20 protein-coding genes are annotated in these 20,074 nt (G+C 74.4%); 13 read left to right on the forward strand and 7 right to left on the reverse strand.

Features of this window, described 5'->3' with window-relative positions:
* Nucleotides 1-38: 38 nt before the first annotated feature.
* The gene (locus ABD332_RS16310) at nt 39-686 is read right to left on the reverse strand and encodes a hypothetical protein (protein WP_344502751.1); all 648 of its coding nucleotides are present in this window, start codon (nt 684-686) and stop codon (nt 39-41) included.
* Between the two features lie 64 nt (nt 687-750).
* Entirely contained in the window at nt 751-1,734 is a 984-nt protein-coding gene (locus ABD332_RS16315; protein WP_344502752.1) for a calcium-binding protein, read from the reverse strand.
* 119 nt (nt 1,735-1,853) lie between these two features.
* On the opposite strand from ABD332_RS16315, the gene biuH reads away from it, so the two are divergent.
* The 4 genes from biuH to hpxZ all read left to right on the forward strand — a co-directional run bounded on the left by biuH (nt 1,854) and on the right by hpxZ (nt 5,496).
* Complete coding sequence (biuH, locus tag ABD332_RS16320; RefSeq protein ID WP_344502753.1) at nt 1,854-2,696, forward strand: biuret amidohydrolase; 843 nt, start codon at nt 1,854-1,856, stop codon at nt 2,694-2,696.
* Complete coding sequence (locus ABD332_RS16325) at nt 2,697-3,377, forward strand: cysteine hydrolase family protein (protein ID WP_344502754.1); 681 nt, start codon at nt 2,697-2,699, stop codon at nt 3,375-3,377.
* Between the two features lie 3 nt (nt 3,378-3,380).
* Entirely contained in the window at nt 3,381-5,021 is a 1,641-nt protein-coding gene (locus tag ABD332_RS16330; protein ID WP_344502755.1) for a SulP family inorganic anion transporter, read from the forward strand.
* A 91-nt stretch (nt 5,022-5,112) separates the two neighbouring features.
* Nucleotides 5,113-5,496 (forward strand): oxalurate catabolism protein HpxZ, encoded by a 384-nt coding sequence (gene hpxZ, locus ABD332_RS16335; protein WP_344502756.1) that lies wholly within the window; start codon nt 5,113-5,115, stop codon nt 5,494-5,496.
* Between the two features lie 8 nt (nt 5,497-5,504).
* Here the strand turns inward: hpxZ and ABD332_RS16340 are convergent, their stop codons facing one another.
* The 4 genes from ABD332_RS16340 to ABD332_RS16355 form a co-directional block, all read right to left on the reverse strand.
* Nucleotides 5,505-6,071, reverse strand: a complete 567-nt coding sequence (locus ABD332_RS16340) for an HdeD family acid-resistance protein (protein ID WP_344502757.1) — start codon at nt 6,069-6,071, stop codon at nt 5,505-5,507.
* Nucleotides 6,071-6,367 carry a chaperone modulator CbpM gene (locus ABD332_RS16345; RefSeq protein ID WP_344502758.1) on the reverse strand — a complete coding sequence of 99 codons (297 nt, stop codon included), beginning with the start codon at nt 6,365-6,367 and terminating at the stop codon, nt 6,071-6,073. Before ABD332_RS16345 ends, ABD332_RS16340 begins: the two co-directional genes overlap by 1 nt.
* Complete coding sequence (locus ABD332_RS16350; protein ID WP_344502759.1) at nt 6,364-7,359, reverse strand: DnaJ C-terminal domain-containing protein; 996 nt, start codon at nt 7,357-7,359, stop codon at nt 6,364-6,366. Before ABD332_RS16350 ends, ABD332_RS16345 begins: the two co-directional genes overlap by 4 nt.
* Before the next feature lie 91 nt (nt 7,360-7,450).
* Complete coding sequence (locus ABD332_RS16355; RefSeq protein WP_344502760.1) at nt 7,451-8,068, reverse strand: Hsp20/alpha crystallin family protein; 618 nt, start codon at nt 8,066-8,068, stop codon at nt 7,451-7,453.
* A 155-nt stretch (nt 8,069-8,223) separates the two neighbouring features.
* Here ABD332_RS16355 and ABD332_RS16360 point away from each other — a divergent pair, with 155 nt between their 5' ends.
* From ABD332_RS16360 to ABD332_RS16370, 3 genes are all read left to right on the forward strand, one after another.
* A complete protein-coding gene (locus tag ABD332_RS16360) occupies nt 8,224-8,619 on the forward strand; it encodes a DUF2267 domain-containing protein (RefSeq protein WP_344502761.1) in 396 nt (131 codons plus the stop codon).
* 167 nt (nt 8,620-8,786) lie between these two features.
* On the forward strand, nt 8,787-9,386 hold the full coding sequence (locus ABD332_RS16365; RefSeq protein ID WP_344502762.1) for a hypothetical protein: 600 nt from the start codon (nt 8,787-8,789) through the stop codon (nt 9,384-9,386).
* 96 nt (nt 9,387-9,482) lie between these two features.
* Entirely contained in the window at nt 9,483-9,977 is a 495-nt protein-coding gene (locus tag ABD332_RS16370; RefSeq protein WP_344502763.1) for a pyridoxamine 5'-phosphate oxidase family protein, read from the forward strand.
* A gap of 39 nt (nt 9,978-10,016) precedes the next feature.
* Here the strand turns inward: ABD332_RS16370 and ABD332_RS16375 are convergent, their stop codons facing one another.
* Nucleotides 10,017-13,139 (reverse strand): penicillin acylase family protein, encoded by a 3,123-nt coding sequence (locus ABD332_RS16375; RefSeq protein WP_344502764.1) that lies wholly within the window; start codon nt 13,137-13,139, stop codon nt 10,017-10,019.
* 140 nt (nt 13,140-13,279) lie between these two features.
* Here ABD332_RS16375 and ABD332_RS16380 point away from each other — a divergent pair, with 140 nt between their 5' ends.
* From ABD332_RS16380 to ABD332_RS16405, 6 genes are read left to right on the forward strand one after another with little or no spacing between them, the layout of a single operon-like run.
* On the forward strand, nt 13,280-16,303 hold the full coding sequence (locus tag ABD332_RS16380; protein ID WP_344502765.1) for an SNF2-related protein: 3,024 nt from the start codon (nt 13,280-13,282) through the stop codon (nt 16,301-16,303).
* A gap of 16 nt (nt 16,304-16,319) precedes the next feature.
* A complete protein-coding gene (locus ABD332_RS16385) occupies nt 16,320-16,607 on the forward strand; it encodes a YciI family protein (protein ID WP_344502766.1) in 288 nt (95 codons plus the stop codon).
* Complete coding sequence (locus tag ABD332_RS16390; protein ID WP_344502768.1) at nt 16,604-17,443, forward strand: SWIM zinc finger family protein; 840 nt, start codon at nt 16,604-16,606, stop codon at nt 17,441-17,443. Before ABD332_RS16385 ends, ABD332_RS16390 begins: the two co-directional genes overlap by 4 nt.
* A 30-nt stretch (nt 17,444-17,473) precedes the next feature.
* A complete protein-coding gene (locus tag ABD332_RS16395) occupies nt 17,474-18,154 on the forward strand; it encodes a hypothetical protein (RefSeq protein ID WP_344502769.1) in 681 nt (226 codons plus the stop codon).
* Between the two features lie 2 nt (nt 18,155-18,156).
* Entirely contained in the window at nt 18,157-19,062 is a 906-nt protein-coding gene (locus ABD332_RS16400) for a septum formation family protein (RefSeq protein WP_344502770.1), read from the forward strand.
* A complete protein-coding gene (locus ABD332_RS16405; protein WP_344502771.1) occupies nt 19,059-20,072 on the forward strand; it encodes an LLM class flavin-dependent oxidoreductase in 1,014 nt (337 codons plus the stop codon). The genes ABD332_RS16400 and ABD332_RS16405 overlap by 4 nt, the downstream gene beginning before the upstream one ends.
* Nucleotides 20,073-20,074: the final 2 nt, after the last annotated feature.

A 20,074-nucleotide genomic window follows, 5' to 3' on the forward strand; every position in this document is an offset into this window, starting at 1 on the left:
CACGCCCGCCGAGGCGCCCGGCGTGCCGCGGGCGGGGGTCAGCCGCTCGGCGAGGTCCAGCCGGAGTGCGAAGGCACCGGTGGCGGCGCGGCGGACGGCACGGGCACGGGCTCCGCGGCGGGCTGGACGGTGGCCCAGGCCGCCGACGGCGCGGCGGTGGCGGGGACGGTCCAGCCCGCGGGCATCGGGTACTCCGGCAGCGGCTGCGCCGCGAGGGCCGCGACGAACGCGGGGTGCGGGCGCCGCGGCTCCAGCCACAGGCCGTCGCGGCTGACCCGGACGCCGGCCACGGCTACGCGGGTGCCGCGGGCGACGACGATGAGCCCGGCACCCATGCAGGCCACCGTGACGGCGATGGCGGCGAGCGCGGCCGTGCCGTGGACCCGCTCGCTCAGGTACAGGGCGGCGACGAGGCCGGCGACGATCGTGGCGGCGCCGGCGGCGATCCGGGCGGCGCGGCGCAGGCCGCAGCGGTGGCACGACGGCCAGGCCGGCGCGAGCGCCTCCTTGCGCAGCGGCCTGAGCAGGATCCGGTAGAGCAGGCGGCCGGCGAGCACCGCCAGGGGCCACGCCCACAGGGGCAGCGGCGACAGGAACACCATCGGCCGCATGCTGGTGGCGGGCCGCCCGTGGCGTGGGCAGATCGGCGGCACGAACGCGCCGGCGGGGATGCGGACGGGCGGCATGGCAGGCTCCGGGGGCCGAGGGGTCGGCGGGATTCTGCCACGCCGCGCGCCGTCCGGGAACCCGTCAGGGCAGCGGGGCGAGGATGGAACAGCTGCTGGTGGTGGCGCCGTCGGCGCCCGGGTAGCAGATGTCGGAGTCGGCGCCGCCGTTGAGGCTGTCGAACCCGGCGTCGCCGTACAGGACGTCGTTGCCGGTGCCGCCGTTGATGGTGTCGGCGCCCTGCCGGCCGCGGAGGATGTCGGGGCCGCCGCCGCCGTTGATGACGTCGTCGCCGGAGTAGGTGGTGCACGGCGGCGGCGCCTGGATCGCGGTGGGCACGAGCAGCCCGCCGCCGGACGGGAAGGGCTGGCACGGCGTGGTGTACCAGCCGCCGTCGATGACGTTGGCGTTGCCGTCGCCCGTGAGGGTGTCCGCGGCGCCACCGCCGGTGAGGTTCTCGACCTCCTGGTACACGTCGGACTCGCCGGTCAGCGGGTCGCCGCCGTGCGCCGGGCTCACCAGGGTCGCGGTGATCTTCGCGGTCCGGCCCTGGAACGTGACGGTGTCCGAGCCGGTGCCGCCGTTGATCCAGTCGTCGCCGGGGCCGGAGTGGATGACGTCGTCGCCCGGGCCGCCGGACGCGTCGCCGGCCGCGGCGGGCGTGGCGTGGCCGCCCATCTTGATGACGTCGTTCCCGTCGCCGCCGGAGGCGTGCACGTTGGACGTGGTGCGGTTGTCGATGACGTCGTCGAGGTCGGAGGTCTTGATGTCCAGGAAGGTCGCCGCATGCACACAGTGGACGGTGGTCTGGGTGGCGTACGGATAGCTGCAGGTGCTGCCGTCAGGCGTGCTGAACGTGATCGGGTAGACGTCGGTGAAGGCGACGACACCGGGCGACGGGTTGCTGACGGTGAGCCGGTTGGCCTGGTTGAGCGCCGCCTCGTAGTGCATCTCACCGCTCATGGTGAGGGTGGCGACCAGTGGTTCCGCGTGGGCGGGACCCACGGCGGCGACGGTGCAGCCGACACCGAGGATCACCGCGAGTCCGAGCCGGGACAGTCGTCTCATCGCGGCAGGGTCGCAGTGACGGCGATCACATACGAGCAACTGTCGGGTACCGGCCTCCGGACATCGACGCGTTACACGGGCCGCGGTTCGGCGTAACAGAACTGTCGACAATCGACAGCATGCCCGCACTCGACGGGACCGCCGAGGAGCCGACCGCGGCGCACGGGTTCCTGTGCGAGGCCTCCGCGGCCGGCACCGCGCGGGACATCACCGCCAGCGGGGGCCTTTCGGGCACACCGTCACTTGGAGGGGCAATGACTGCAAGCATCGGCCCGGTCGTCGAGGCCCGGCCCTACGCCTGGCCGTACGACGGCTCGGTCCCGGTCGGGCGCACGGCGCTGCTGTGCATCGACTGGCAGACGGACTTCTGCGGACCGGGCGGCTACGTCGACAGCATGGGCTACGACATCGGCCTGACCCGGGCGGGCCTGCCGGCGACCGCGAAGCTGCTCGACCACGTGCGCGGGCTCGGCATGCTGGTCGTGCACACCCGGGAGGGCCACGACCCGGACCTGTCGGACCTGCCGCCCAACAAGCGCTGGCGGTCCGCGCGGATCGGCGCGGAGATCGGCGCCGCCGGCCCGTGCGGGCGGATCCTCGTCAAGGGGGAGCCGGGCTGGCAGATCGTGCCGGAGGTCGCGCCGGCGCCCGGCGAGGTCGTCGTCGACAAGCCCGGCAAGGGCGCGTTCTACGCCACCAACCTGGACCTGGTGCTGCGCACGCGCGGCATCACCCACCTCATCCTCACCGGCATCACGACCGACGTGTGCGTGCACACCACGATGCGCGAGGCGAACGACCGCGGCTACGAGTGCCTCATCCTGTCGGACTGCACCGGCGCGACCGACCCGGCCAACCACGCCGCGGCGCTGCACATGGTCACCATGCAGGGCGGCGTCTTCGGCTGCGTGGCCACCTCCACCGACGTCATCGCGGCGACCGTGTCCGGCACGGTGGTCTGAATGGCCACGGTGGACGCCTCGCCCGGGCCCTTCACCTTCGACCCGGCGAGCACCGCGCTCCTCGTCATCGACATGCAGCGCGACTTCATGGAGCCCGGCGGCTTCGGCGAGACCCTCGGCAACGACGTCGCCCAGCTGCGCCGCGTCATCGAGCCGACGGCGGCGCTGCTCGTGGCCTGCCGGGCGCTGGGCCTCACGGTCATCCACACCCGCGAGGGGCACCTGCCGGACCTGTCGGACTGCCCGCCGGCGAAGCTCAACCGGGGCGAGCCCAGCATGCGCATCGGCGCGCCCGGGCCGATGGGCCGCATCCTGATCCGCGGCGAGCACGGCCACGACATCATCGACGAGCTGGCCCCGGCCAGCGACGAGCTGGTCATCGACAAGCCCGGCAAGGGCGCCTTCTACAACACGTCCCTCGGCGACGTCCTCGCCGCGCGCGGGATCCGCAGCCTGGTCGTCACCGGCGTGACCACCGAGGTCTGTGTGCACACCACCGTCCGGGAGGCCAACGACCGCGGCTACGAGTGCCTCGTGCTGTCGGACTGCGTCGGCTCCTACTTCCCGGAGTTCCAGGAGGCGGGCCTGCGGATGATCGCCGCGCAGGGCGGCATCTTCGGCTGGGTCGCGCCCTCATCCTCGTTCATCGCCGCACTGCAACCCTCTCCGCAGAGGACGTGAGACATGACCACTCCCGCTTCGCTCAAGGTCCCGTGGTGGGTCCGCGGTGACACCAACGCGTTCTTCGGCTTCGGCGTCAACGTGCTCGTGAACGTGCTGACCCTGACGTCACTGTGCCTGTTCGTGGTGAAGCTCAGCGAGCGCGACGTCTTCCACGCGATCCTGCCGGCGCTCGGCATCGCGCTCGTCGCCGGCAACGTCTACTACACGTTCCTGGCGCGGCGCCTGGCCCGCAAGGAGAACCGCACCGACGTCACCGCCCTGCCCTACGGGCCGAGCGTGCCGCACATGTTCATCGTCATCTTCGTCATCATGCTGCCGGTCTACCTGAAGACCGACAACCCGACGCTGGCCTGGAAGGCCGGTCTGGCCTGGGCCTTCATCATCGGGGTCATCGTCATCATCGGCGCGTTCGTCGGGCCGTACATCCGCAGGTACGCGCCGCGGGCGGCGCTGCTGGGCACCCTCGCCGGCATCTCCATCACGTTCATCTCGATGCTGCCCGCCGCCCGGATGTGGGACCTCGCGTGGGTGGCGCTGCCGGTGTTCGCGCTGCTGCTCATCGGCCTGCTCACCGACACGAGGCTGCCGGGCAACTTCCCGATCGGGCTCGCCGCGCTGCTCGTGGGCACCGCGATCGGCTGGGCCGGCGGCGCGATGGACGGCAACGCGGTCAGCGCCGCCGTCGACGACATCGGCTTCGCCCTGCCCGGCCTGCACCTGGACCTGCTCACCTCCGGCCTGTCCGACGTGGCGCCGCTGCTCGCGACCGCGATCCCCCTCGGCGTCTACAACTTCACCGAGGGAATGTCCAACGTGGAGAGCGCCGCGGCCGCCGGCGACAACTACAACCTGCGCAGCGTCCTGCTCGCCGACGGCGCCGGGGCGCTGATCGGCGCGGCGCTCGGCTCACCGTTCCCCCCGGCCGTGTACGTCGGGCACCCTGGCTGGAAGAAGGCCGGCGGTGGCAGCGGCTACTCGATGGCGACCGGCGTCGTCATCGCGATCCTGTGCTTCCTGGGCCTGTTCGGCTTCCTCGGCGCCATCTTCCCGCTGCCGGCGATCGTGCCGATCCTGCTCTACATCGGACTGCTGATCGGCGCGCAGGCCTTCCAGTTCTCCCCCAAGGCGCACGCCGCGGCGGTCATCGCGGCGCTGATCCCCAACATCGCCCAGTGGGCCACCAGCCAGATCGACAACTCCCTGGCGGCCGCGGGCACCACCGCCGCCGAGGTCGGCGACGCCGCGCTCGCCGGCAACGGCGTCGTCTACAGCGGCCTGCTCACCCTCGGCCAGGGCGCGATCCTCGCCGGCCTCGTGTTCGGCTCGATCGTCGCGTTCATCATCGACAAACGCTTCATCCACGCGGGAATCTTCGCCCTCGCGGGCGCGGCGCTGGCCTTCGTCGGACTGATCCACGGCGAGAAGGTCGCCTGGAACGCCAACGGGCAGGTCGCGCTCGGCTACCTCTTCATCGCGGTGGTGTGCGGCCTGTTCGCCCTGAGCCGCCCCGAACCCCGGCCGAAGGACGCCGACGAGCTCGAGCTGGACCGCCTGCACGGCGAAGCCCCACCGGCTCCCGCTCCGGCGGCCTCTGCCCCCGCACCACCGGCCTCCGCCCCGGCCGCCGCTCCGGCGGCGTAGCCCTCCCCGACTGCGCGGTGGTCCCCCGTCCTCCCTGGGGACCACCGCGCGACCAGCACCGTGCAAGCCAGTCGCGTCAGAAGGGACACCCGTGCGGATCAACAGGGACGACATCGTCGCCGAGGTGGAGGCGGCGTTCGTGGCGTACGAGAAGGCGCTCGTCGCCAACGACGCCACCGCCCTCGCCGAGGCGTTCTGGGACTCCCCGGCCGTGGTCCGCTTCGGCGTCGCGGACCACCAGACCGGCGCCCGCGAGCTCCGCGACTGGCGGTCCGCGCAGCGGCCGCTCCCGCCGGGCCGCCGGCTGTTCGGCACGAGGATCACCACGTTCGGCACCGACCTGGCCACCGTCACCACGATGTTCGACTACCCCGGCACCGACGACCGTCCCGGACGGCAGTCCCAGACCTGGGTCCGCCTCCCGGAGGGCTGGCGCATCGTCCACGCCCACGTCTCCCATCCCCGCGGCGACTGAGCGGCCTTTCAGGCGGCCGACAGCCGTCCCCGCCCCTGATGCGACAGCTGGTACGCGGCGACGAGGAGCAGCACGCCGCTGGCGATCGCGTACACCCCGATCGCCCACGCGATCGCGACCGCGCCCGCCTCGGGCCGCACCACCACGAACAGCCCGGCCACCACCGAGATCGCGCCCACCAGCGCCAGGGTCCAGCCGCCGTGCTGGCGGGCGGCGAGCCACAGGTCGGCGACGCCGGTCACGATCGCCCAGGCGCCGACGATGACGGCCAGCACCACCCCGGTGATGCCCGGCCACACGATGGCGAGGACCCCGACGACGAGCCCGAACAGCCCGGCGACCGCCCGCGCCAGCCGCGGCCCGTTGCCGTCGGCGAAGCCGGTGACCGGGTTCGTGGCGCCCGCGGAGGGGCGCATGGCGTGGACGAGCTGCTCGATGCCGGTCGCGATCGTGAAGATGCCGAACAGCACCGCGAGCGCGATCACCGTCACCCCGGGCCAGATGATCGCGACGATGCCGAACACGACGGCGAGGACGCCTCGCACACCGAGCAGCCACGCTTCTCTTCTGAGCATCATGCCCTCCTTGCGAGTCGGTCTTCGAGTTCGTCGATCCGGTCGAGCAGGTCCAGCACCACGCCGACGGCGGCGTAGTTGAGCGTCAGGTCGTCGTGCAGCCGGCGGATGCGGGCGACGGTGGCCAGCTCCCGGACGGCGAAGCCGGGTGCGCCGTCCGGGAACGTCGTGACCTCCACCAGCCCGAGCGTGACCAGCCGCGCCACGAGCTCGGGGTGCAGCCCGGCCGCCGCGGCGAAGTCGGGCAGGGTCAGTTCGTCGGGAAGCCGCGCCGCCCGCACCAGTGGAAACGTCATGCCGGGCTCCGGGGGTCGGTCGTGGACGCCGCGGCGAGCTCCGCGTACAGGCGCCGCTCGCGCTCGGACAGGTCCGGCGGGACGACGATGCGGACCTTGGCGTACAGGTCGCCGGCGGCGCCGCGCGGGTTGGGCAGGCCGAGCTCGGGCAGGCGCAGCCGCCGGCCCGACGACGAGCCGGGCGGCACGTCCAGGCGCACCGGACCGGCCGGGGTCTGCACCCGCACGGGTGCGCCGAGCGCCGCCTCCCACGGCGCCACCGGCAGCTCGACCAGGATGTCGCGGCCACGGACCCGGTACCGGGGATGCGGCGACAGACGGACGACGAGGTAGAGGTCCCCGTCCGGCGCGCCACCGGTGCCCGGCCAGCCCTGACCGGCGAGCCGGACGCGCTGCCGGTCGGCGACGCCCGCCGGGATGTCCACTGTGTACTGCCGGGGCCGTCCCGTCGGTCCGGGCAGCGTGATCGTGCGCCGGCCGCCGTGGTACGCGTCCTCGACGGAGACGGCGAGCTCGGCCTGGTTGTCCGCGCCGGCCCGCCCCTGGGAACCCTTCCCGTCCCGGGAAGCGTTCCCGTCCTGGGAGCCGGACCGGTCCCGTGCGCCGGCCTGGTTCGCGGGGCCGGTGGGGTCGCCGGGAGCCGCCTGGTCCCGGGGGCCCGGCTGGTTGTACGGGGGCTGGCGGCGCTGCGGCCCGGGGGCCTGGCGTCCGGGGGCGGCCGCCGGACCGGGACCGCCCCGCTGGAACAGGCTGCCGAGCCAGTCGTCGGCGGCCGCCTGGGTCGCGTCGTAGTCGCGGCGGCGGCGCGGGTCGGACAGCACCCGGTACGCCTCGGCGATCCTCTTGAAGCGCTCCTCCGCGCCGGGTTCGCGGCTCACGTCAGGGTGGTGCAGGCGGGCGAGGGTCCGGTACGCGCGCCGGACCTCCTCCCGGCGGGCGTTCCTCGGCACGCCGAGGTCTGCGTAGTAGTCGCGGGTGTCAACCGTCGTCATCGGTACCCCCAACTCGTGCGCCGACCGCGTCGACCGGCGAGCGGCCCCGCGAGGGGCGGCATCGCCGTGTCGCGCGCCTGGACCCGGCCGCTCAGGTCATGCCGCTGCGACCGACCTGGCCCGTGCTGCCGGTGCCGGTGCTTCCGGCCTGCTGGCTCGCCGGCCGTGGACGGGACTGGCCCTCACGCATCTGCTTCGCCTGCGCCGCGGGCGTGTCGGCGGGGTCGGTCTGCGGCGGCCGCCCGGCCCGCGCCTGCTGCTGCCCGGCGCCCGTGCCCTGCGGGCCGGTGCCGGTGGCCCGCTGCTCCAGGCCGGGCCGGGCCGCCGACGACTGGACGGTGATGCGGCGGGGCTGCTCGCCGCGCGCCTTGGGCGCCACGATCGTGAGCACGCCGCTGTCGAGGTTCGCCTCGACCCGGTCGCCGTCGATGTCGCCCGGCAGCGCGACGAGGAACTCGAACTCGCCCTCCTGCCGCGCGTGATGGTGCATCGTGCCGGTCCGGGTCCGGGCACGGTAGCTGCCGGCCACCCGGATCTCGTTGTCCCGCAGGTCGATCCGCACGTCGGCGGCGTCGACGTCGGGCAGGTCCAGGTCGACCCGGTAGGTGTCGGTGGTCTCCTCGATGTCGACCGGCACGCCACCGATGCGCGGCATCGCCGCCGCCGGGAACGGGAACGCCCGGCCGGGTCGGGTCACCAGGAATGCCATCAGTAGGTCTCCCAACGGTGAGGGGATGTACGCGGCCATGCTGGGCGCGCGCCGGGTGACCCCGTCCCACCTCCGGCGGATGAGCGGACGTGTTAGGCCCGTTCGCTCCCTGCTGGTGATGGTGCTTCACCTGCGGGCTGGGGAGCGTTCCTCGCATGTATGAAGACGTGTTCATCACGGAGGTCCGCGAGAAGACCGGCCTTGCCACCGCCGAGGAGACCCGGCGCGCGGTCCGGGGTGTACTGCACGCCCTCGCCACGCGCCTGCCCGACGGCTGGGTGCACCACCTCGCGGCGGAGCTGCCACCGACGCTCGCGGAACCCCTGTGGTCCTATCAGCACCTGTACGACCAGGAGGTCCACGTGGACTTCCTCGCCGACGTCGCCGCCCGTGCGGCCGTGCCACCGGCCCTCGCCGAGCCCCTGGCCCGCGCGGTCTTCGCCGTCATCGCGAGCGCCGGCGACCCGGCCCTGCTGCGCCGCGTGTACGCCCCGCTGACCAGCGACATCCTCGCGCTCACCGCGTCCGACCGCTCCCTCCTGCCCGTCTGATCCGGGCCCGGAGGCGGCACCCACAAGGACCCCGTCCGAGCCTGGGCGGGGTCCCCGCAACCCGGCCGGCGCCGCCGGGACGGGGGTGGGACGCGACCGCGCCGGCGCGGCACCCCCCTCGCGGCTGACGGCGGCACGCATCGACGGCTGCGGGTATCGTCGCTCGGATGGCTGCCGTGTGCGGGATCGACGACTGTGGCGTGCTGGCGATCGGGAGGTGTCGGGACTGCGGCAACGCGTTCTGCATGTCGCACCAGGGGCGCAACCCTGCCTCCGGCGACGGCTACGCCGCGCTGTGCGAGCCGTGCGCCGCCCGCCGCCACGCCGCCACCGCCTCGAACCGTGACGTCGCCCCCGTGCAGCGCCTCGGCGACGAGCAGCGCTGGGTCATGTCGGGCCAGGCCGTCCGCGACCTGACCGCGAAGGGTGTGCCGGCGCTGCCGGTGATCGAGCAGCGCCGCCGCGCCGTGAAGCTCCGCTTCGGCGGCGAGCGCGTCGAGATCGACGAGATCGAGGTCGGCACGCTGTGGGTCCTCGGCAGGTTCGAGTGGACGCAGCCGGTCGACGGCGTCGCCGAGACCCGGGAGCGCACCACCGGCCTGCTCGCCGAGCCCCGCGGCGGCTACCCGGTCGCCGCGTTCCGCCAGGCGGTCGCCCGCTGCCGCGTCACCGAGCTCGGCGCCACCCTGGTCCGCGACGGGGGCGCCGAGCTGGAGGCCCGCGCCGTCCCCCTGCTCGCCCAGGCCGCCCGCCGCCTCCTGCGCTGAACCGCGCCGGACAAGGCCCGCCGCGCTGATCGTGCGACCCCGAATGACACGTTCGGTAGTTGACCCTGGCGGCGGCGGTACGCCAATCTGGCTGCCATGCTGTCGTGGGGGCGCTTCCGGCGGTCCGCGCCCGACCTTGCCGCGGCAGGGCGGGCGCTGCTGTACCGCAGCGGGGTCGGGCTGGCGTACCTCGGGACGGTGCGGGTCGACGGCGGGCCGCGGGTGCACCCGGTCAGCCCGCTGCTGGTCGAGGACGGGCTCTACGCGCTGCTCATGGTCTCGCCGAAGCTGGAGGACCTGCTCCGGGACGACCGGTTCGCGCTGCACACGTTTCCGCTCGGGGACACCGAGGACGCGTTCTACCTGACCGGGCGGGCCCGGTTCCCGCGCGAGGAGGCGCTGCGGCGCAGCGTCGCGGCGGCGTTCCTCGCCGAGCGGGCCATGTCGGGGCCGCCGCCCGGCTTCGGGCAGAACGTGCTGGTCGAGCTGGTCGTGGAGACATGCGTGCTGAGCCGGGCGGGCGAGCAGATCACCTGGGCGGCGGCCGGCCCCTACCGGCACGAGGTCGGCCGCCACCGCGCGATGCGCTGAGCCCGGAGGCCACCGCGCACCGCGCTGAGCCCAACGGCGCTACCGCGAGTACGCCTCCAGCTCCCACAGCGAGTAGCCGTAGCCGGTGGCGCGGGCGACGCCGGCCATGCGGACGTAGCGGGCGCTGACCGGGGCGAAGGTCACGCTGTCGGTGCCGCCGTTGCCCGCGTCGATCGTGGCCGCGGTGGTCCACGCGGTGCCGTTGGCGGACACCTCGATGCGGTAGCGGGTGCCGTACGCGGCCTCCCACCGCAGGATCACCCGCCGCAGGGTGCGGGCCGAGCCGAGGTCGACGGTCAGGGACTGGTCGTCGCTCCACCAGCTCGCCCAGCGGGTGGTCGGGTCGCCGTCGACGGCGGCGCCGGCGCTGTAGCCGATGAACGTGCCGTTGCCGGTCGCCTTGCGGCCGAGGGCGAGGTTGGTGATGTCGTCGCCGCGTTTCGCCGGGAACGACACGACCTGCTGGTAGGTGGGGCGGTTCTGCCAGGAGATCTTGTCGTGGGTGATGCCGCCGAGCGGGGACTGGACGATGCTGTCGGCGCACCACTGGTCGCCGGCGCCGCAGGAGGCGTCGCCGGGGTAGGTGGTGGTGGTCGGCTCGGCCGCCGCGGCCGCGAGGGTCGAGGACAGCGTGGCGCGGCAGGCGGCCGGCGTGCCGCAGTAGGTGCGGCCGAGACCGCCCCGGACGGGGTCGCCGAGGACCGTGCGGAGGTCCTTGTCGAGGTACCCCCACCAGCCGTTCTGGAACGACGAGCCCTTGTGGCTCTGCGACTGGTTCAGCGACGTGGCGCCGGTCGATCCGGTGAAGCCGGACGGCGACTCGTCGATCTGCAGGGCGCCGGTGAGGGCCGTGTACACGTCGTCGCCCAGGCCGGGCTTGAAGACGCCGGCGATCAGCTTCGGCCACCAGGCGTCGAAGAGGCGGATGGCGTCGGCGTGCTGGTACACGTGGGACCCCGGCGCCGTCTCGATCCGCTTCGCGCCGGCCGCCTGCCACGCGGCCAGCGCGGCGTAGGACGGCGCTCCGGGGCCGAGGATGCGCAGCAGCTCCGGCAGCAGCGCCTCGGCCCGCAGGTCGGTGACGGCGGCGTCCTCGACGAGGCGCACCACCGCCGCCCGGTCGACCTTGCCGCCGCCGGCGAGGGCGGCCTTGACCCGACGGTCGAGCAGGTCGGCGCGGTGCACGGCGCCGAAGCTGAAGTTGCCGTCAGCGGCGCTGTAGCCGGCCGCCTGCTTGTTGTTCCAGCTGACGAAGTAGTCCTGGCCCGCCGACTGGGGGTGCTGCGCGACGGTCGTGTAGTCGGCGGTGTTGGTGTCGGGGTTCCAGTTCTGCCACTCGTAGGCGGCCTCGGCGCGGGTCGGCAGGTTCGGGTTCGCGCCCGCCTTTCGGACCGGGTTGGCGCCGGAGTTGAAGTACGCGGTGTCGGTCGCGTTCACGTAGAACCAGTTGAACGCGTAGCCGACGTCCGCGGCGGAGGCGATGAACGCCGCCGGCGAGCCCATCGCGGCCGGGTCGTTGAACGCCTGGAACCCGATCGCGGAGTCCGCCTCGTGCCGGTAGGTGGAGCGCAGCCGGGTGAAGGCGACCGGCACGCCGCCGGCCTTGCCGCGCCAGGCGACGAGCCCGTACTTCGTGCGGAACGTGGTCAGCCGGTAGAAGCCCGCCGGCGTCGGGTCGGCGAGCGTCGGCGTCCACGCGTTGGTGCGGGTCAGCGCCTCCATCGGCGTGCACGTGCCGTGGAACAGGTAGCCGGAGGACTGGACGGTCGGCGCGGAGCCGTCGGTGTTGCACAGCGGCACCGAGTAGGTGTCGGTGATGTCCTGCTCGGCGGAGGTGGCGCTCCAGGCGTAGTCCTGGCCGCGGCCGAGCAGCACGTACAGGTTGAGGCCGGCGAACGCGACACCGTGCGCGCTGATCCCGGGGCCCTGCAGCTCCTGCAGCATCAGCAGCTGCGGCGAGAAGTAGCCGGTCTGCGGGCCGAACACCGCGATCGGATGGCCGGTCGCGGAGTGTGCGGCGTCGACGACGACCGCGTTGGACATGCCCTTGTGCTGGGCCGAGAACGAGCCGGTGGCGGCCGCGGTCCCGGAGCCGGTGGGGTCGAAGACGACCGGCTGCGCGGTGACGGTGCCCGCGTCCGGCAGCGCGACGCCGGGCGCGTCCGGGTCGGCGGCGCCGTAGGGGAACGACTGTCCGTTGTGGAGGGTGAGGACCGCCTCGGGGTCGTTCTGGCCGCGGAACGCCGCCCAGAGGCGGTCGCCCTCGACGGGTCCGTAGCGGGCGCGGGCGGTCACCCGCACCAGGGCCGACTCCACCTCGCCGCCGCCACCGCCGCCGAAGAGGCCGCCGACGACGCCGGCGATCGCGATCAGGTCGGTCGTCTTGAACTGCTCCGGCCCGCCGGCGTTGGTGACCGCGTCGAGGTGCCCGGTCAGCACGTACTCGCCGGGGCAGTTGCGGCCGGACATGCAGGCGGCGATGTAGGCGTTGACGCCGGCGACGTAGTCCTGCACGTCGGTGTAGAGCTGCGCGCCGCGCGGGCCCTTGGTCCGCAGCTGCTCGACCTGGGCCTGCAGGTCGGCCTCGGTGTAGGGGGCGTTGCGCCAGATGCTCTGCTCCAGCTCGCGGTTGCCCGGGGAGCCGCCCGCGAACGGGGTCAGCTGCCCGCGGCCGACCCGGCGCAGCAGGTCCATGACGAACAGCCGGTCCTCCGCGCCCGCGTAACCGGCGCCGAACATGGTGCCGGCGCGGGTCGTGCCGGTCACGTGCGGCACGCCGGCGCTCTTGTCCCGCACGATCGTGACGTCGGCGCGCGGGCTGTAGGTGCGCTCGGCCTGGCCGGCGGGGACGCCGAAGGAGGCGCTGTTGTAGAAGCGGTCGATCTGCTCGCCCGTGAGGCCGGTGTACGCGGAGACCAGGTCCGCGTACCTGCCGAGCTGGTCGGCGGAGTGCGGTGGCCGGTAGCCGAGCGCCTGGTGCGCCAGGATGTCGGCGAGGGTGGCGTTGCCGTTCTGGCCGGGCGGGACGATGTCGTCGCACTCGTCGAGGCAGTAGTCCGTGGGGACGAGGACGGCGGCGGGAGCCTGCACGGGGGTTGCGACGAGCACGCCGGCCGTGATGAGCAGTGCCGCGGCGGCGCGTTTCAGCAGGGGCAGGGACATGGCGGATCCCTTCCGGGGGTCGCGAGTCAATGTGAATACGACTCGGGTTACCGGATGGTAACAACGACATCCATCACTGAACAGAGGTTCAGCCGTCCGTGTCGACCGGGCTGGGCTAGGCTCCCTGAGGTGATCGCAGGGTGATCGTCGTGCACGCAGCCTGGCTCGACGGCCGCCTCTGCCTCTGGGCCGAGGACACCGACACGCCGCCCGCACCGCGGCGGGGGCGCCGGCCGAGGATCCCCGCGCACCCGTTCGCCGTCCGCGGCCTCCGCCTCGACGAGGACACCGGCCTCCAGGCGACCCGCACGCTCACCCTCCCCACCCGCGGCGACCTGCCCGAGCCGTCGCCCGCCGCGTCGGTGCGGCTCCCGCCCGCCGACGCCCCGCTCCGGCTCAGCGAGTGGACCGTCGACACGATCGAGTACGACGCGGACGACGCCTACGCCCTCCTGCGCTCCAGCCTCGTGGCGATCACCGGCGACGACGGCAACGACGACTTCGTCTTCGGCGAGACCATCCGCGCCCTGGCCACGGTGGCCACCTTCGCCGGCTCCCTGGTCCGCCGCGGCCGCATGCTGCCGGGGCTGACCGGCGCCGAGGCCCGGTGGGTCCCGGTGCTGACCGGACGGGACGCCGCATACACGCGCTCCCTGGCGCTGTCGCTGCCGCAGGCCGTGCTCGGCGGCGCGCCCTCCCGGGCGGCGCTGCTCACCGAGGTGCTCGACACACTCGTCGACGCCGCCGCCCGCGCCGTGCTCCCGCCCGCCACCCACCGGCTCACCGGCGTCGCCGGCGCCTGGCTCACCGCGCTCACCGGCACGGACCGTGCCGTCGAAGGGTCCCCGGCCGAGCTCGACGCCCTGGGCGACGACCTGCGGGCATGGCAGGCCGACGCGGTCGGCGGCGCGGTCCGGGCCTGCTTCCGGCTCGCCGCACCCCCCGACCCCGGCACCATCGAGTACGCCCGCCTCGACCTGGACGACGACGAGGAGCCGCAGTGGCGCCTGGAGTTCGCGCTGCAGGCCGCCGACGAGCCCAGCCTCGTCGTCGACGCCGCCACCGTCTGGCAGTCGCCCGGCCCGATCGAGCTGTCCCAGTGGCAGGTCCCCGCCCCGCAGGAGACGCTGCTCACCGAGCTCGGCCGGGCCAGCCGTCTGTACCCGGCCCTGGAGGACTCGCTGCGCGCGGCCCGGCCAGCCGCGCTCACCCTCGACACCGCCGGCGCGCACCAGCTGCTCAGCGAGCACGCGCCGCTGCTGTCGGCCGCCGGGTTCGGGGTGCTGCTGCCCGGCTGGTGGCGCAAGCCCCAGGCCAGGCTCGGCGCCCGGCTCACCGCCAGCAGCCCGTCCACGACCCAGCCCGGCACCGTCGCGACGAAGAGCGCCGTCGGGCTCGGCTCCGTCGTCGACTACCGGTGGGAGCTCGCCATCGGCGGCGACCCGCTCACCGGCGAGGAGATGCGCCGGCTCGCCGACTCGAAGGCGCCCCTCGTGCGGCTGCGCGGCGAATGGGTCGAGCTCGATCAGCGCCGCCTCGCCGCCGGCCTCGAGATCATGCGGCGGCAGGCTGAAGACGCCGAGATGACCGTCGCGGACCTGCTGCACCTCGCCGGCGGCGACGCCGAAGGCCCCGGCGGCCTGCCGGTCGAGGTGACCGCCGACGGATGGCTCGGCGACCTGCTGTCCGGCGACACCGAGGTGCGGGTCCCGGCCGCGACGCCGCCCGAGCGGTTCGAGGGCAGCCTCCGCCCGTACCAGCTGCGCGGCCTCAGCTGGCTCAGCTTCCTCGAATCGGCCGGGCTCGGCGGCATCCTCGCCGACGACATGGGCCTGGGCAAGACCGTCCAGCTCCTCGCCCTGCTCGCCGGCGACGCGCCCGGCCCGACGCTGCTGATCTGCCCGATGTCGCTGGTCGGCAACTGGCAGCGGGAGGCGGCGAAGTTCGCGCCGGCCCTGCGGGTGCACGTCCACCACGGCGCCGAGCGCGCCCGCGGCGCCGACTTCCGCGCCGCCGTCGCCGCGTCGGACCTCGTCGTCACCACCTACTCGATCGCCGCCCGCGACGCGGCCTCGCTGAAGTCACTGTCGTGGCACCGGCTCGTGCTCGACGAGGCGCAGGCGGTGAAGAACGCCGCCACCAAGCAGGCCGTCGCGGTCCGCGGGCTGCCGGCCCGGCACCGCATCGCGGTCACCGGCACCCCGGTGGAGAACCGGCTCGCCGACCTGTGGTCGATCATGGACTTCGCCAACCCGGGGCTGCTCGGCAGCGCCACGAAGTTCCGCGAGCGCTTCGCCGAGCCCGTCGAGCGCCGCGGGGACGCCGACGCCGCCGCCCGGCTGCGCCGCATCACCCAGCCCTTCGTGCTGCGCCGGCTCAAGACCGACCGCACCATCATCTCCGACCTGCCGGAGAAGCTGGAGATGGAGGTGCTGTGCAACCTCACCCGCGAGCAGGCGTCGCTCTACCAGGCCGTCGTCGACGAGATGCTCGGCAAGATCGAGCGCAGTGAGGGCGTCGCCCGGCGCGGCCTGGTCCTGGCGACCATGACCCGCCTCAAGCAGATCTGCAACCACCCGGCGCACGCGATGCGCGACGGCAGCCGCCTCGCCGGGCGCAGCGGCAAGCTGCAGCGCCTGGAGGAGATCCTCGACGAGGTCCTCGCCGCCGGCGAGCGCGCCCTCGTCTTCACCCAGTACGCGGAGTTCGGCGGCATGCTCCGGGCGCACCTGTCCGCCCGGCTCGGCCGCGAGGTCGCGTACCTGCACGGCGGCCTCGACAAGCCGGCCCGGGACGCGCTCGTCGCCCGCTTCCAGGCCGCGACGCCGTCGTCGCCGCCGGTCTTCGTGCTGTCGCTGAAGGCCGGCGGGACGGGCCTGACCCTCACCGCCGCCAACCACGTCGTGCACGTCGACCGCTGGTGGAACCCCGCCGTCGAGGACCAGGCGACCGACCGCGCGTTCCGCATCGGGCAGCGCCGCGCCGTGCAGGTCCGCAAGTTCGTCACCGCCGGCACGGTCGAGGAGAAGATCGCCGCGATGATCACCGAGAAGCGCGGCCTCGCCGCGAAGATCGTCGGCACCGGCGAGCAGTGGCTGACCGAGCTGTCCACCGCCGAGCTGCGCTCGCTGCTGGCCCTGGAGGCCGGGGCGGTCGTCGAGTAGCCCGTAGACTGCACCGGTGTTCGTGATCACGCTCAGCTACCTGGTCGACGTCGAGCAGATCGACGAGGCGATGCCCGCGCACCGCGAGTGGGTCGACGCCCAGTACGACGACGGCATCTTCCTCGCCTCCGGGCCGCGGGTCCCCCGTGAGGGCGGCGTCATCCTCGCCGCCGGCGTCCCCCGCCCGGAGCTGGAGGCGCGGCTGTCGCTCGACCCGTTCATGCAGAAGAACCTCGTCGCCTACGACGTCGTCGAGTTCGTCGCCCGCGCCGTCAAGCCCGGCCTGGAGGCGCTGCGCGCATGACGACCCCGGAGTACTGGGGATCACGGACCGTCAAGGTCGAGGGCGGGCTCCGGGCCCGCAGCACGCGCGGCGACATCGGCGAGAGCTGGTGGAGCAAGCGCTTCCTCGCCGTCCTCGAGTCGTTCGCGCTCGGCACCCGCCTCACCCGCGGCCGCAACTACGCCCGCGCCGGGCAGGTCCTGTCGCTGACCGTCGAGCCCGGCGAGGTCGCGGCGGTCGTGCAGGGGTCGCGGCCCACGCCGTACCAGGTGAGCATCGCGCTGCAGGTGTTCGGCGACGACGTGTGGGGCCGGGTCGAGGCCGCCCTGGCCGCGGAGGCCCTCGGCGCCGCGAAGCTCCTCGCCGGCGAGCTGCCGCCGCACGTCGAGGACGTGTTCGCCGAGGCCGACGCGCCGCTCTTCCCCAGCCGCGTGTACGACCTGGCGATGCGCTGCTCCTGCCCCGACGCCGCCGTGCCGTGCAAGCACCTCGCGGCCGCGTTCTACCTCCTCGCGGAGCGCTTCGACGCCGACCCGTTCCAGATCCTGCTGTGGCGCGGCCGCGGCCGGGAGACGCTGCTGGCCAACCTGCGCGCCCTGCGCACGGGCACGGCCGCGGCGACGGTCGCGGCCACCGGGCCGGCGGAGCCGGTGCTGACGGGGGCGGCCCGGGTCCTCGCCGACATGGCCGAGCCGGAGGTGGAGCCGGAGCGCTTCTGGTATCCACCGGTGCCGCTCGCGGAGCCCGAGCCCGGCGCCGTCACGGGCCGGGACCTGCTGCTGCGCCAGCTGCCGACGCCGCCACCGGCACTGGGCGGCCGCGATCTGCTGTCCGCATTGCGCAGCTGGTACCGGTAGCGCCGTTCACGTTCGGGTAGGGTCGCGGGCATGACCGGTCCGCAACCGCCGCACCAGCCGGAGCCGTCGCCGCCCGGCCCGGCCGGACCGCACGACGCCCAGCCGACGAGCGCCCCACCGACTCCCCCGTCCGGGGCGCAACCGTCGTCCGGGGCGCCCCAGCCCGGTGGGCCGCAGCTGCCGGCCGCGGTCCACGCGTTCGGCACGCCGCAGCCGTTCGGTGCACCGCAGCCGTTCGGGGCGCCGCAACCATTCGGGGCGCCGCAGCCGTTCGGGACACCGCCCGGTGCCGCTCAACCACCGGCCACGCCACCACCGTCCGGGGCACCCCAACCATTCGGCGCCGCCCAGCCGCCGGGCACGCCGCCACCGTTCGGCACCCCACCGCCGTCGGGCGCGCCGCAGTCGTTCGGGCCGCCGCAGCCGTCGGGCGCGCCGCAGCCGTTCGGGCCGCCGCAGCCGTTCGGGCCGCCGCAGCCGTTCGGCGCGCAACCGCCCGGGGCCCCGCAACCGTTCGGCGCTCCGCAACCGTATGGGGCTCAGCAACCGTTCGGGGCGCCGCCGCAGCCGGCGCGGGACAAGCTGGTCGTCCCACTGATCATCATCGTCGCGACGCTGCTGGTGCTGTGCCTGGCGGGCGCCGCCGGCGCCGTCTACTTCCTGCGGGAGGAGCCCGGCGGCGACAAGACCTCCGAGATCGTCGGCGGCTGACCGTGCGGCGCGGTCGGCGGGTCACGGTCGCGATCCTGTGCGTGGCCGGCGCGCTCGCCGGCTGCGGCACCCCCGCCGGCACCGACGGCGACCTCACCAACGGCTGGCCGGCCCTGCCCGCCGCCTCCTACTCCCCGCCGGCCCAGGGGTCGTGCCTGCAGGGGGCCGTGGCCGCGTTCGAGCCGTCGGCGTCGCCGCTGCGGGCCGTCGACTGCGCCGAGCCGCACGCCGTCGAGGTCGTCGGCGGCGGCACCGTCCCCGACGCGCCCGCGCCGCCCGCCTGGGACAGCGACCCGAGCCGCGCCGCGTACGCCGAGTGCGACAAGGCCGCCACCGCCTACCTCGGCGGCGACTGGCGCACCGGACGGCTGTTCCCCGTCTTCCGCATGCCCGCGGCGGCGACGTGGCAGGCGGGCGGCCGCCGGTACCTGTGCGGGATCGCCGAGGCGTCCGACGACCTCTTCGCGCCGCAGGAGCGGACCGGCAGCGTCAAGGGCGGCCTGAGCGGCGGCACGGGCCCGCTCGCGCTGGCCTGCGTCCAGCTCTCCGGCGGCAACCTCGACGCCAAGGGCTTCTACGGCACCGTCGACGCGGTCAAGCCGGTGGCCTGCGACGCCCCGCACGACACCGAGTTCGTCGGCGCCTGGACGGCCCCCGCCGGCGGGTACCCGTCGCAGCAGAAGCTCAAGGAGCTCGCCGGCGACGCCTGCTACCTGAAGATCGCCCAGTTCCTCGGGCTCTCGCAGACGCAGCTGTTCCAGCGGGCCGACATCTACACGTTCTGGACCGGCCTGACCGCCAACCAGTGGGCCCTCGGCGACCGCACCGCCCACTGCTTCCTCAACGTGTCGAGCAAGACCCCGCTGCGCGTCTCGGTCCGCAACCTCGGCACGAAGCGGCTGCCGTGACGCTGACGCTGCCCGAGCCCTGCGTCGTCGTGCTCGTCGGGCCGGGCGGGGCCGGGAAGTCGACGTGGGCCGAGGCGCGCTTCGCCGCCGACCGGATCGTCAGCAGCGACCGGCTCCGCGCGCTCGTCGGCGCCGGCGAGGACGACATCACCGCCAGCGCCGACGCGTTCGCGCTGCTCGACACGGTCGTGGCGCAGCGGATGCGGCGGCGGCTGACCACCGTCATCGACACGCTCGGCCTGGACGCCCAGCGGCGGGCGGGCTGGATCGCCGCGGCGCGGGAGCACGGGCTGCCGGTGGTGGCGGTCGCGTTCGACACGCCCGCCGCGCAGTGCCGCGCCAGGAACCGGGACCGGGCCACGAAACGGATCCCGGCCGGCGTCCTCACCGCCCAGCTCCGCACCTGGGCCTCGACGAGGGACGCGCTCGCGTCGGAGGGGTTCGACGCCGTACACCTGGAGCGACCGACATCGGAGACGCCGGCGCGCACGGTGCCCGAGGCGTTCGTCGCGGACGCGCTGCGGGTGCTGCCGCTGCTGTGGGGCAAGGGCAGCCCCGGGTTCGAGGGACAGGCCCTGACGGTGCCGGAGGCGCTGTGCTACCCGCGGCCCGTACAGGAGCGGCTGCCGATCATCGTCGGCGGCAACGGCGCACGGCGCACGCTGCGGCTCGCCGCCACCTACGCCGACGCCGCCAACGTCATGGGTGACCTCGCCACCGTGCGCCGCAAGGCGTCCGTGCTGCACGGGTACAACCCGGACACCCGCCTCACCCACCTGGGCACGGCGCTCGTCGCCGCCGACGACCGCCACCTCGCCGACCTCGTCGAGCGCCGCCGCGGCCGCAGGTCACGAGAGGCCTACGCCCGGGAGGTCAACGCCGGCACCGTCGCCGACCACGTCGGCCGCTTCCGTCAGCTGGCGGACGCGGGTGTCCGCGAGGCGATGGTCCGCCTCCCCGACCCCGAGTGCCTGGCCCCGATGGCCGAGGTCATGGCCGCCTTCCGCTGAGC

The sequence above is a fragment of the Dactylosporangium maewongense genome (assembly GCF_039531485.1).
In the GTDB taxonomy this organism is placed as follows: domain Bacteria; phylum Actinomycetota; class Actinomycetes; order Mycobacteriales; family Micromonosporaceae; genus Dactylosporangium; species Dactylosporangium maewongense.